Raw genomic sequence first — 12,775 nt, 5'->3', positions numbered from 1 at the left:
CCTCAACCTGGCCGCCGTTGATCATCGCGGTCTGACAGCGTGACGACACCGACACCAGCTAGTCGGGGATCTCCTCGTGCGCCTGCAGGTGATGATTGAGCTGGGCGATATGTTCCGGACCAATGCCACAGCAACCACCCACGATGGTAGCCCCCTCCTCGACCCACTGCTGCGCCCACTGCAGGTAGGCTTCAGGCCCAAGGTCGGCGCGGATATCGAGCAGAGTGTCGTTGGCCTGGGCGTCTTCACGCACTGGAGGAAAGGCATTGGCATACACACCGAGTGGCAACTCGCGGGCCTGCTTCTTCAGCACCTGCCGGGCACTGTGGAGCGCGGCGCCCATACTTTCCGGCTGACTGCAGTTGAACAGCAAGGCGCTGGCACCCAGCTCAAGGGCCAGGAGAACTGCCTGCTCCACGCTTTCGCCCGAGCGCAGCAAAGGCTGCGACTGCTCCGTGTCGGGATCGAGCAGCGTGAAGGATAGCCAGAGCGGCTTGCACTCACCGTCCAGCGCGGCATGCACGGCGCGGGCTTCGGCCAGGGAGCTCTGGGTTTCCGCCAGCCAGAAATCCACATACGGCGCCAGGCCGGAGATCAGTTCACGGTGGATGGCCTGGGAGCGGACCGGGTCGAAGAGGTCCGGCCGATACGACCCTAGCGCGGGGGGCAGTGAACCGGCAACCCGCACCTGGGCGACTGCCTCGTCGGCGGCACCACGGGCAAGCTGCCCGGAAAGCCCGGCCAGGGCCCGGCCGGAGCGGGCAAAGCGTTCCTCGCCAATATGAAACGGCACCACCGCATAACTGTTGGTGGTGATCACGCTGGCGCCGGCCGCAATGAACGCGCGATGTACCTGCGCTACGTATTCAGGTGCTTCGAGCAGCGCCAGGGCCGACCATTCCGGCTGCCGGAACGGTGCGCCGATACGCTTGAGCTCTCGCCCCATCCCGCCATCAAGCAGGGTCCAGGCATTCTGAGTCATTGCGCTGCCACCTTGGTGCCAGCGGCACTCAACCAGTGATCGACGGTCGCCTGGTTGGCGGCGACCCAGGCCTTGGCCGCGGCGTCTGCCGGCTGCTTCTCGCGCTCGATCTTGAGGATCAGCTCGTTAAGGGATGCCGGATCGATGCTCACGTTTTCCAGGAATGCGGCGATCCGGGGCGCACGCTGCTGCAGCGCCGAAGAGGCGAGAATGTGCACCTTCGCGTCAGGATAAGCGCAGGTGACGCTGCTCTTGTTCAGCCAGTCGGCATCGACGGTCGGACTGATGAACTTCCAGCAGCCGTCAGCCTTGTACAGGGGATCGCCCTTCTTGTTGTCCTGGGCATAGCCATCGAACGGTGGCTCATCGAGACGGCGCAGGTCATAGGCAGAGAAGATCCAGTCCGGCGTATAGGCGTAGAAGATCACGCCGCGCTCAGCTTTGTAGGCAGCGTCGAGCTTGGCGTAGGTCACCGAGGCTTCGGTGGAGACAGACTCGAAGTTGCCGTCGAAGCCAAAGTCCTTGGCCTTGATCTGACCGATATAGGTCGACTCCCAACCCGCCGGCCCGACCAACAGCTGAGACTTGCCGCCCCCTGGCGGCGCGAACAGCTCGGCGACCTCAGGCCTCTTGAGGTCGTAAACCGACTTCACCCCGTACTTGTCCTGTATATAGCCGGGAATATAAAAACCTTGTACACCAACGTAGGGCTGCTTGTTGGGAACCAGCGAACGGGTGCCGCCGGTGACGTATCTGGCCCAGGCGGCGGACTGGTTCGGCAGCCAGATGTCGGTGAGCACATCCACCGAACCGTCGCCCTTGGCGGCGGCTGCGAACAGTACCGGCAGGTCACCGGCCAGGTAGGACACATCGCCGTCAAGCCGGCTGGTGATGACGTTACCGAGGATGTACTGGATGGCGATGGCGCCGGTCCAGTTCTGCTCGCCGATGACGATCTTGTCCTTGGCGAAGATTGCCGCGGTCGGCACTAGCGCACCCAGCAACGTGACACCAGCGAGTGCGCGGGAAAGGAATCTGGCCATGTAGGGGGTTTACTCCTGAGTGGGACGATGACGTTTGCGAAGGGATGCCTGGATGATCCGGTCGGGCACCAAGGCACAGAAAACAATGGCGATGCCGGCGAGGACGCCCTCCCCACCCTTGATGTTGCGCAGGGCGGTCATGACGTCGTAGCCGAGGCCACCGGCGCCGATCAACGCTGCCACGACGACCATGGACAGGCTCATCACGATGGTCTGGTTCACCCCTAGCAACAGGGAGCCGGAAGCCAGCGGCAACTCGACCCGGGTGAGCGTCTGCCAGGGCGTCGCGCCGTGGGCGACTGCGGCCTCTACTGCGGCCTTGGGCACCTCCTGAATACCCAGGGCGGTGAGGCGGATCATCGGCGCCAGGGCGAAGATCACCGTGGCGATCACCGCCGGTGTTTTGCCGACGGAGAAAAAGGCTACCGCCGGAATCAGGTAGACGAAGGTCGGCAAGGTTTGCATGACATCGAGCAGCGGCGTGATCACGCGCCGCGCCAGCGGCCGCTTGGCCAGCAAGATGCCGGTAGGAATACCGATCAGCAGCGACAGCAGCACCGATGAGCCGACCAGCGCGACGGTAGAGACCGTGCGTTCCCAGAAACCGAACAGGCCGATGTAGCCCAGGGCCAACGCACTGGTAAGGGCCAGGGTCGCGCCGGCGGAACGCCAGGCCAGGTAGATCAGGGCCAGCGCCGGCACCGGCCACGGAATCCAGCCCAGCGCGCCTTCAACGCCTTCGATGACAGTACGCACAGCGACGATCACCCCGACGAAGGCGCTCTCGAAGGTCAACTGAGACCAGCTGATCAACCGGTCGATGGCACCAGCTACCGCAAGCATGCTGTCGCGGTCGGAGGGAAACTGCAGCAGTGCGCCGGCAGCATCAGGCGTCAGGGCGCGCCATAGTGTCAGTGCCTGGCTCGCCAGCAGCAGCACCAGGGGCAATCCCGCGCCATGGGAGTCACGGTCGTGACCGCGCAGGCTCAGCCAAACGCAGGCGGTGCGGTTGACCAGAAGTGCTGCCAGTGCGATGGCCAGCATCCATCCGGCCCCCTCGCGCCACGCGCCAGCGAACCCGGCGAGGGCCGTCAACTCCACCAGCAGCGCCAGCCAGAACAGGCTACTTCGTCCTGCGGCAGCCAGCGCTGCCGGGCCCAACAGGCCTTGGCGAAGCCAGCTGTTTTTCGCAGGCGCTTGCAAAGCGGCCGGCGGCGACGCGCCGAGCACCTCGTCGCCAGGCGACGCAGCGGTGGGACCGATATGCGGCCGCTCGTCGAAGAAATCCGCCACGCCCTCGTCCGCCGGTTGTTCAAGCAGTTCACCGGGGGTGCCGACCTGAATCAGTCGCCCGGCGCGCAGCACGGCGATACGGTCGGCCAGACGCAACGCTTCACCCGGATCGTGGGTCACCAGCAGCGTCGTGATACCGCGTTCACGCACCAGTTGCAGGAAGCGACCCTGCAGGTCGCGGCGAATGGTCGGGTCCAGCGCGCTGAATGGTTCGTCCATCAGCAGGATGTCAGGGTCGGTGACCAGCGCCCGGGCAAGCCCGACGCGTTGCTGCATGCCGCCAGACAACTCGTGGGGGAAATGCTCGCCCCACTCTGCCAGCCCCACCGCCTGCAGTTGCCGTTGCGCCGCTGCGTGCCGCGCACTTTCCGGCTCACCTCGCAGCTCCAGAGGCAAGGCAACGTTGTCGCGTACGCTGCGATGCGGCAACAATCCGAAGTGCTGGAACACCATGCCGATGCGCTGCGAACGCAGCTGGCGCAGCGCGGGCAACGTCAGGTCGCTCAGCAGCTCGCCATCGATAAGCACATCGCCGCTGCTTGGTTCTATCAACCGGTTGACGTGGCGCAGCAAGGTCGATTTGCCGCTGCCGGATGTACCCATCAGGCAAAGCACCTCGCCACGCCGCACCGCGAGGCTCACTTGCTCAACCGCGCTACTAGAGCCTGACCTGCGGCTCTCGTAGCGTTTGGTCACCACGCGGAATTCCAGCGCGATATCGGCGATCGATGCCGAGGCAAAGGCAATATTTCGTCCACCTGAGCCGGCCAGCGCAGTGGCTTTCACTGGGTCACCGGCAATCAGTGGGTATTCATCAGCGATCACGTCGCCCCCTGGAGTTCACAAGATTCCAGAGCGACTGAGCAGACTCCATGCCAATCAGCCAGACCCCACGTATTTCCAGGCGTGCCTGCTTATTTAGCGGGAGCGGCATGCTGCGGTAGCAGCATCACTGTACGGCGGCTGTTGGATGGGCAACAGCAAGAAGGGAGCCCGTTATCCAAGGCGAAGGGATGAATACGGTCATTCACGACCGGCAGCCTACGACCCTGTATAAACCATCAAAACGACAGCAACCCGCCCTTGGTCAAATATCGACAAGCTAATTTTCGTCCCTCATGCAGCTTGGCTCAGCCTTGGACTCGCCGGTCAATACCTCCAGAAAACCGGCGTTACGAGTACCAAAACAGTCAGGATTTCCAACCTGCCTAGAAGCATTCCAACGGTGAGTAGCCACTTGGCGGCATCCGGTAGAGATGAGAAGTTACCTGCCGGCCCAATGACTGTGCCAAGTCCCGGCCCAACGTTACACACTGCCGTAGCAGCACCACTCAACGCGGTGGTCCAATCAAGCCCAATGAGAGCCAGGCCCAATGCAATGGCGGCAATCGTGATGGTGAAGAAAAAAGAGAAGGTCAAAAGCGAGCGGACGATCTCTTCGTCGATGGGATGGCCGTTGTACTTTTTCTGAATCACGGCTCGAGGATGGATCAACTGCTTCAAGCTGCTGACCAGTAGAGCAGCAGCCACCTGAAAACGGAAGATTTTAAGACCGCCTGCCGTTGAACCAGAACAGCCACCGACGAAGGTCAAATAGAAAAACAGCAAGACAGCGAAGCTGCCCCACAAGGTGTAGTCGCCAACTGCAATTCCGGTGGTCGTGACGACCGAGGTCACATTAACTGCCACGATACGAAACGCATCCCACCATGCGTAATCGCTGTGAACATACAGCCAGGTGCCCACGGCCAGCGATGTGACGAGCAAGAATGCAATAAAGCCGCGTACCTGATGATCCTTGATCAGCGCACGCCAGTTGCCTCGCAATGCCGCGACGTACAAGGTGAATGGCAGGCTGCCCAGAATCATGATGACCACTGCCAACCAGTGAATCGCGGGTTGCGTCCAATGCCCAAGGGACGCGTCCGAAGTCGAGAACCCCCCGGTAGAGATCAACGACATTGCGTGATTGACCGCTTCAAATGGCGTCATTCCAGCGAGCCAGAGCGACAGAGCTCCAATGCTCGTCAGCCCCACATAGAGCAAAAGAATGTACTTGGCTGCCACATGGGAGCGCGGTGTGACTTTCTCCGACCAATCCGAGGACTCTGTCTGGAACAGACGCATGCCACCGACTCGCAACAGTGGAAGGATCGCCACAGCCATGCCGATAAATCCGATGCCGCCCAACCAATGCAGCATTGAGCGCCAGATCAGCAATCCCGGAGATGAGCTATCCAGACCGGTGAGTACAGTCGAACCAGTAGTTGTGATGCCAGACATTGTTTCAAAGAATGCGTCGGTGTAACTAATATCGCTGATGAACACCATCGGCAACGCTGCGAAGGTGCACACCACTACCCAGCTTCCTGTAGTCAGCAGGTACATGTCCCGCGGTCGAAGTTGGCCAGTGTCCGGGCGCCCCCGCACGATCAAGAGAAGACCACAGATAAAGGTAATCAAACTCGACCCGAGGAAAGCCGAGAGATCGTCGCTACGCTCATAGACCACCAGTGTGATCATGGGAATGGCCATGCTTACGGCCAGCGTGATCAAAAAGATACCTAAAATGAAGCCGATAAGCCGAATTGCTGCGAGGGACATCACAATAGCGCTCCAAATTAGCACCGTGCAGTATCGGATGCACGTCCCAAAGCCTCTGTAAATTCTGCGTAAAACTTTTACGAGCATCCAGAAACCCGGCCTGTCCCGGTTGGCCGCTGTCGTGCACTACCTGAATGTAGGTGGAAGCCAGCCGACGACGTCGGCCGGCAACAGGCATCAACCACGCAGCATGTGGGCTGCCAGGCCGGCCAGAGCACAGGCAACCAGTACCTGGATCACGCCACGCTTGAAGCGGAACAGGGCCACTGCAGCAGCAATAGCGATCAGCGCCGAAGGCCAGTCGAACGCCCCGCCGAAACCCTTTGGCCAGAGCACGTGATAGCCGAAGAACAGGGCCAGGTTGAGGATCACCCCCACGACCGCAGCCGTGATGCCAGTCAGTGGCGCAGTGAACTTCATCTCATTGTGGGTCGACTCCACCAACGGGCCACCGATCAGGATGAAGAGAAAGGACGGCAGGAAGGTGAACCAGGTGACCAGGCTCGCCGCGACCGCACCGGCCAGGAACGGGTGCTCCGCGCCAAACACTGGATGCACATAACCACCGACAAAGCCGACGAAGGCAACCACCATGATCAACGGCCCTGGCGTGGTTTCCCCCAAGGCGAGACCATCGATCATCTGGGTAGGTGACAGCCAGCCGTAGTGCGCGACGGCGCCCTGGTAGACATAGGGCAGTACGGCGTAAGCGCCACCAAAGGTCAAAAGTGCGGCCTTGGTGAAGAACCAGCCCATTTGCGTCAGGGTGCCGGCCCAGCCAAACGCCAGTGTCAGCAGCCCCATGGGCAAGGCCCAGAGTACCGCGCCGATCAGTACCAGGCGCAGCAAATGCCCCACCCGAAAACGCGCATGCTCAGGCGTTGGTGTGTCGTCGTCGATCAGCGCCGGGCCGTAACTGCTATTGGCAGCGCCATGACCGCCACCAATCACGAATTTGCCGGGCGCGAACCGGCCGCCTACATAACCGATGATACCGGCGACCAGCACGATCAGCGGGAAAGGCACGTTGAGAGCGAAGATAGCCACGAACGACGCTGCGGCCATGGCCCACAGCCAGCCGTTCTTCAGCGCGCGCGAGCCAATCCGGTGAGCCGCGTGAACGACGATCGCCGTGACTGCAGGCTTGATGCCATAGAAGATCCCGGCCACCACCGGGACCTCGCCAAAGGCAATGTAGACCCAGGACAAGCCAATCAGGATGAACAGTGAGGGCAACACGAACAGTACGCCGGCAATCACCCCACCCCAGGAGCGGTGCATGAGCCAACCGATGTAGGTGGCTAGCTGCTGTGCCTCAGGGCCTGGCAACACCATGCAGTAGTTCAGTGCGTGCAGGAATCGCTTCTCGCTGATCCATCGCCGCCGCTCAACCAACTCCTCGTGCATGATCGAGATCTGCCCGGCAGGTCCGCCAAAGCTGATAAAGCCCAGCTTGAGCCAGAACAGAAACGCTTCAAACAAGCCAATCGGCTTGCGAGCAGCTTGCGATGGAGGCTGTTCGTTTACTGCGGAGGTGGTTTCAACCATTTGGGTTTTCCTCACTTGCGAAAGCCGTCAGCAGGCCGTCGAAGATGCCCCCGGCGACCGTTGTCAGTTGATCATCGTCGCCAATGCTTTCTCTCAAGCCCGCGAGGACGCGCTCGATGCCAGGCGCCTCTGAGGGCTGGCTTCCACCAACATCCAGGTAATGCACGACGGCGGCCAACCGAGACAGGCCTGGCTGCTGAATGGCAAAACTTTCGATGAGGGTTTCGAAGGACACACGCTCTCCGACATGGCTGAACGTTGCACCGTCGAAGTCGAAACCGAGCGCATCGCTCGGGCAGTCGTCAGGGCTGCCCAACCAGATGAATCGGGCGTCAGCATCGATGAAGCGACGTATCAACCAGGCACATGCCAGCCGATCCACCCAGGGACGCCTACGGGTTGCCCAGCAGCGGCCCTGGTAGTCGATACGTTCCAGTCGGGTGATAACCTGATCGTGCGCACTCGGCTCATCGCAAGACAGTGCGCGGCTAATCGCGGCTTCAAGCTCCTGCAGCGCCGAGTCGGCTTGTGCCCTGGGCACGCCCGGGAAAAAATCGATCGCTGCCAACTGGCCGAAGGCCTTCCTGAGCTTGCGCACCTGCCGTGCTGTCTGCAGCGCATTGTCCGGCGCCAGTTCAGCCCTGCAGCCTGCGATTTCTGCCATCAGTCTGGCGTACTCATCGCTCCTGTCGAACAGCTTGCTGAAGCGCTCTTCACGCTCCGGCAGCGACAGGAGAAATGCCGTGCCGTTGATGGCCAGTACGTCTCGCTCGACGGCTTCGAAAACCTCCCGACCCGAGCGTTGCTCGGGCAGCAGGTAAACACCATCCCTCAACACTGCGGCTCCAGAGGCCTTCAGGGCTCTCCAGGCACGCATTCGCTCTGTGGCATTGGCCGTCGGCAATCCGAGAATCAGTAGCAACCAATCCATTATGTAGCTCATTCAACATAAATTGTTTAATTCGCTACATTAATCCAGAACTACGGAAAATCAACAGGCGCGCTCCAATTCGGGCCAAAAGCTGAAGCTCGGTGCATGACGTGCCTTTTTTTGAGGCACACCTGTCGGCGGTCCCTCGGGCCGCTCCGCTACGGCTGCGCGCTGCGCAGTCATTGAATGCAGCAATAAAATCTCGCGGTTTCAATGTGTTACCGCTCGCTTCTTGCCATTTCGCAGCTGTGCCGGGCTTTCGGCACCTTCATTGCAACGGCCCTTGCGTGCACGACGCACCAGCAATTGATTGGATTCGAGGCTCACCGCAGACACAGCACCCACCGACCCCAGCAAGGCCGCACCCGAATATGTAGATGAACCGCAATGAAGCTGCCGGCAACGGCGGCAAGGAGTGGGTATGTCCCGGGCATTTTTCAATGAAATGTACGAAACGAACGGAAGTTGCCGCCCGCATTACCAGGAGTTCGCTCGCTGGTTGGCAAACACCCCATTGGAGTTGCTGGAGCAACGCCGACGCGAAGCCGACCTGCTGTTTCACCGCGCCGGTATCACCTTCACCTTGTACGGTGACAAGCAAGACACCGAGCGCCTGATCCCCTTTGACATCATCCCGCGCAGCATTCGCGCCAGCGAATGGCGCATGGTCGAGCGCGGCTGTATCCAGCGGGTGCACGCCCTGAACCTGTTCCTGCAGGACATCTACCACGACCAGCGCATCCTCAAAGCCGGCATCATCCCGCCGGAGCAAGTGCTGGCCAATGAAGGCTACCAGATCGCCATGCAGGGCCTGGGGCTGCACCGTGGGCTCTATGCCCATATCGCCGGCGTCGACCTGGTCCGCGATGGTGATGGCAGCTACTTCGTGCTGGAGGACAACCTGCGCACCCCCAGCGGGGTCAGCTACATGCTCGAAGACCGCAAGATGATGATGCGACTGTTCCCCGAGCTGTTCGCCGCACAGCGCATCGCCCCGATCGACCACTACCCCAACCTGCTGCTGGACACGCTCAAGAGCGCCAGCCCACTGGACAACCCCACCGCCGTGCTGCTCACACCTGGCCGCTTCAACAGTGCCTATTTCGAGCACGCCTTCCTGGCTCGGGAAATGGGTATCGAACTGGTCGAGGGCGCGGACCTGTTCATCCGTGACGAGCATGTCTACATGCGTACCACCGCCGGTCCGCAGCAGGTGGACGTGATCTATCGCCGCCTGGACGACGATTACCTCGACCCGCTGTCGTTCAACCCTGACTCGATGCTGGGCGTGCCGGGGCTGATCTCGGTATATCGCGCCGGCAACGTGGTGCTGGCCAACGCGGTGGGCACCGGTGTGGCAGATGACAAGTCGATCTACCCGTATGTCGACGACATGATCCGCTTCTATCTGGGTGAAGAACCGGTGCTGAACAACGTCCCTACCTGGCAGTGCCGCAGGCCTGCAGACCTGTCCCATGTCCTGGCCAACCTGCCCGACCTGGTGGTCAAGGAGACGCAGGGTTCCGGTGGCTATGGCATGTTGGTCGGGCCAGCGGCAACCAGCGCACAGATCGAAGACTTCCGCGCCCGCATCAAGGCCCGCCCGCATGCCTACATCGCCCAACCTACCCTGTGCCTGTCCACCTGCCCGACCTTTGTCGACAGCGGCATCGCACCGCGCCACATCGACCTGCGCCCGTTCGTGCTGTCTGGCAGTGAAACCCGACTGGTGCCAGGCGGCCTGACCCGCGTGGCACTTCAGGAGGGCTCGCTGGTAGTCAACTCGTCGCAGGGCGGCGGTACCAAGGACACCTGGGTGGTGGAGGACTGAACCATGCTTTCGAGAACTGCTTCCGACCTGTACTGGATGTCGCGCTACCTGGAGCGTGCGGAGAACCTTGCGCGCATGCTCGAGGTCAGCTATTCGCTATCACTGATGCCCCAGGCCGGGCGCAGTGACGGCCATGCCGAGCTGGCCATGTCGCTGCTGGCATCCGGAACGCTGGACGACTACCGCCGCCGGCACACCGAACTCGACACCGAGCGCATGCTGCACTTCTTCGCCCTCGACGCGACCAACCCCAGCAGCATCTATTGCTGCCTGCAGGCGGCCAGGACCAATGCCCACGCAGTGCGTGGCCGCATCACCGCCGACATGTGGGAGAACATCAACGCTACCTGGATCGAGATGCGCAACATTGCCAGCAATGGCCTTGGCCGTTACGGCATCAGCCAGTTCTGCGACTGGGTCAAGGAACGCTCGCATCTGTTCCGCGGTGCAACCTCAGGCACCATCATGCGCAACGACGCATACAGTTTCATCCGCCTGGGGACCTTCCTGGAGCGAGCCGACAACACCCTGCGCCTGCTCGATGCACGCTATGAAATGTTCGGCGAGGCCTCTGAAGAGGTCAGCGATGACTCTGCCCGCGGCTACTACCAATGGAGCGCCTTGCTGCGCGCGCTAACCTCCTACGAAGCCTTCAACGAACTCTATCGCGCCGCGCCCAGTGCACGGCCGGTATCGGAGCTGCTATTGCTGCGGGTCGACGTGCCCCGCTCGCTGCATGCCTGTATCGAGGAACTGGACCAGATCCTTGCCTGCCTGCCGGGCAGCACCGGGCGCGCCGCCCAGCGCATGGCCGCCGAACTCAACGCTCGTCTGCGCTACACCGCGATCGACGAAATCCTCGAAGCGGGGTTGCACCCGTGGCTGAGCGACTTCATCGGACGCATCAACCAACTGGGCCAGGCGGTCCATCACTCCTATCTGGAGGTCGTATGAAACTGTCCATTCGCCACGACACTACGTACAGCTACGCAAGCGATGTCTGCAACAGCATCCAGTTCCTGCGCCTGACACCCCGCAGCAGCGAGCGCCAGCGCATCAATGAATGGCAACTGGACCTGCCCTGCAAGGTCAACGGCCAGATCGACCCGTATGGCAACATCCTGCATGTACTGACCCTGGACAAACCCCACGGTCACCTGGCGCTGACCGCCAGCGGCCAGGTGGAGATCGACCCGGAGCGCGAGCAGGAGGCCGGCGAACATTCTCCCCTGCCATTCCTGCGCGGCAGCCACCTGACCCAGGCCGATGACGCACTCAAGGCCTTCGCCAAGCGACACTGTGGCGAACACCGCGACCGGGCGGCGCTGGTCGGGCTGATGCAAGCCCTGGCCGAGCACATGCCATACAGTCCCGGGGCCACGTCGGTGGGCACCACCGCCATCGAAGCCTTCGGCGGCGCTGCCGGGGTCTGCCAGGACCACACCCATGCATTCCTCGCCTGCGCACGTAGCCTGGGTATTCCGGCACGCTACGTCTCCGGTTACCTGTGCACCGAAGACGAGCAGCACCTGGCCAGCCATGCCTGGGCCGAAGCCTGGGTCGATGACGCCTGGTACAGCTTCGACATCACCAATCGCCTTACCCGGCCAGAGCGTCACCTGAAGCTGGCAGTGGGCCTGGACTACCTCGATGCCTGCCCGGTCAGGGGCGTGCGCCGCGGAGGTGGCGCCGAATCGATGCAGGCCAGCGTGCATGTGCATCGCCAGTGACAGGCGCTGCACCCGTTCATAAAGAAAACAAGGGAAACAGCATGACCTATTGTGTCGCCATGCACCTGGCGGACGGGCTTGTCTTCATCAGCGACTCACGCACCAATGCGGGCATCGACCAGATCGCCAGCTTTGCCAAGTTGTTCGTGTTCGGCGTGCCGGGGGAACGCCTGATCGTGCTGCAGACCGCTGGCAACCTGGCGACCTCGCAGTCGGTGGTGAACCTGCTGCAGCAACGCACCCGGGGCCCCGGCCCCCACCTGCTGAACGTTGCCACGCTCTACGATGCGACGGTACTGGTTGCCGACACCCTGCGCGAAGTGGTCGGCCGTGATCGCAGCAAGCTGTCGGCCGGAATCGACCTGAGCAGTTCGTTCATCGTCGGCGGCCAGATTGCCGGCGGCGCCATGGGCATCTACAACGTCTATGCGCAGGGCAATTTCTTCCAGGCCACGCCGGACACCCCGTTCCTGCAACTGGGCGAAAGCAAGTATGGGCGGCCGATTCTGGACCGTAACCTCGGCTACCAGATGCCTCTCGATGAAGCGTTGCGCTGTGGCCTGATCTCGTTCGACTCGACCATTCGCAGCAACCTGTCGGTGGGTATGCCGTTGGACCTGTTGGTATATCACAAGGACAGCCTGGAAACACCGAAACGCCAGCGTATCGCCAGCGACGATGCCTATTACGAGCAGATACGCAGGCAGTGGAGCGACGGGCTCAAAAGACTGTTGGCCGAACTGCCACCGCCGCCGTACTGATTGGCAGGGCCACTGTGGGAGCGGGCATGCCCGTTCCCACAGTGGTCTTGGT

General features: G+C 61.7%; 10 protein-coding genes. 4 read left to right on the top strand and 6 right to left on the bottom strand.

Features of this window, described 5'->3' with window-relative positions:
* Positions 1–58 precede the first annotated feature (58 nt).
* The 6 genes from MKK04_RS11310 to MKK04_RS11285 all read right to left on the bottom strand — a co-directional run bounded on the left by MKK04_RS11310 (position 59) and on the right by MKK04_RS11285 (position 8,404).
* Complete coding sequence (locus tag MKK04_RS11310) at positions 59–982, bottom strand: homocysteine S-methyltransferase family protein (protein WP_233694222.1); 924 nt, start codon at positions 980–982, stop codon at positions 59–61.
* Positions 979–2,025, bottom strand: a complete 1,047-nt coding sequence (locus MKK04_RS11305; protein ID WP_207830164.1) for an ABC transporter substrate-binding protein — start codon at positions 2,023–2,025, stop codon at positions 979–981. The genes MKK04_RS11310 and MKK04_RS11305 overlap by 4 nt, the downstream gene beginning before the upstream one ends.
* A gap of 9 nt (positions 2,026–2,034) precedes the next feature.
* On the bottom strand, positions 2,035–4,089 hold the full coding sequence (locus MKK04_RS11300) for an ATP-binding cassette domain-containing protein (protein WP_241106801.1): 2,055 nt from the start codon (positions 4,087–4,089) through the stop codon (positions 2,035–2,037).
* 378 nt (positions 4,090–4,467) lie between these two features.
* Positions 4,468–5,922 (bottom strand): TrkH family potassium uptake protein, encoded by a 1,455-nt coding sequence (locus MKK04_RS11295; protein WP_241106604.1) that lies wholly within the window; start codon positions 5,920–5,922, stop codon positions 4,468–4,470.
* A gap of 177 nt (positions 5,923–6,099) precedes the next feature.
* Complete coding sequence (gene chrA, locus MKK04_RS11290) at positions 6,100–7,470, bottom strand: chromate efflux transporter (protein ID WP_233687464.1); 1,371 nt, start codon at positions 7,468–7,470, stop codon at positions 6,100–6,102.
* Positions 7,463–8,404, bottom strand: a complete 942-nt coding sequence (locus MKK04_RS11285; RefSeq protein WP_207830634.1) for a chromate resistance protein ChrB domain-containing protein — start codon at positions 8,402–8,404, stop codon at positions 7,463–7,465. Before MKK04_RS11285 ends, chrA begins: the two co-directional genes overlap by 8 nt.
* A 418-nt stretch (positions 8,405–8,822) precedes the next feature.
* Between MKK04_RS11285 and MKK04_RS11280 the strand changes: the two genes are divergently transcribed.
* Genes MKK04_RS11280 through MKK04_RS11265 form a run of 4 tightly spaced genes read left to right on the top strand, consistent with a single transcriptional unit; the run spans position 8,823 to position 12,723 of the window.
* The gene (locus tag MKK04_RS11280; RefSeq protein WP_207830170.1) at positions 8,823–10,232 is read left to right on the top strand and encodes a circularly permuted type 2 ATP-grasp protein; all 1,410 of its coding nucleotides are present in this window, start codon (positions 8,823–8,825) and stop codon (positions 10,230–10,232) included.
* 3 nt (positions 10,233–10,235) lie between these two features.
* On the top strand, positions 10,236–11,186 hold the full coding sequence (locus tag MKK04_RS11275; RefSeq protein WP_063913495.1) for an alpha-E domain-containing protein: 951 nt from the start codon (positions 10,236–10,238) through the stop codon (positions 11,184–11,186).
* The gene (locus tag MKK04_RS11270; protein WP_063913496.1) at positions 11,183–11,962 is read left to right on the top strand and encodes a transglutaminase family protein; all 780 of its coding nucleotides are present in this window, start codon (positions 11,183–11,185) and stop codon (positions 11,960–11,962) included. The genes MKK04_RS11275 and MKK04_RS11270 overlap by 4 nt, the downstream gene beginning before the upstream one ends.
* A 41-nt stretch (positions 11,963–12,003) precedes the next feature.
* Entirely contained in the window at positions 12,004–12,723 is a 720-nt protein-coding gene (locus tag MKK04_RS11265) for a proteasome-type protease (RefSeq protein ID WP_063913497.1), read from the top strand.
* Positions 12,724–12,775: the final 52 nt, after the last annotated feature.

Source organism: Pseudomonas sp. LS.1a (assembly GCF_022533585.1).
GTDB lineage: Bacteria > Pseudomonadota > Gammaproteobacteria > Pseudomonadales > Pseudomonadaceae > Aquipseudomonas.
Note: the sequence above shows the minus strand (reverse complement) of the source record. Positions and strands in the feature narration are given on the sequence as shown.